This window comes from Thermus sp. (assembly GCF_056332225.1).
This window is the reverse complement of record NZ_JBWGQW010000193.1, coordinates 327-692: the sequence shown is the minus strand read 5'-3', so window position 1 is coordinate 692 and position 366 is coordinate 327. Positions and strand designations below refer to the sequence as shown.

Annotated in this window: 1 pseudogene; it reads left to right on the top strand. The window is 68.6% G+C overall.

Features of this window, described 5'->3' with window-relative positions:
* Window positions 1–42: 42 nt before the first annotated feature.
* Window positions 43–366 (top strand): annotated as a pseudogene (locus AC01Y6_RS10855) (lipopolysaccharide biosynthesis protein); the annotation flags it as partial.

Genomic DNA, 366 nt, shown 5'->3' with positions numbered 1-366 from the left:
GCGCGGGACATCTACAACGGCGTTTACCGGTACGCGGAGGGCTTGAAGAAGCTTGCGGCCAAGCCGGACACGGTGCTCCGGGAGGTGAGCCCGGACGTCCTGGCCTACCGGGACCGGGTAGTGGGCCTGAGGGCGGAGCTTGTGGGCCTCGAGGCGGAGGAGGCCGCCCTCAAGCGGAACCTCGCCGACCTGGAAGGGCGCATCCGGGACCGCAAGGCCAAGGTGGCCGCCCAGGAGCGGGAGAAGGAGGCGATCACCTTGGAGTACGCCACCAAGAAGGCGGCCTACGAGGCCTTCCGCGCCCGGTACGACCAGATCGCGAGCCTCACCGCCCAAGACCTCACCTTTGACAACCCCAACCCCGAG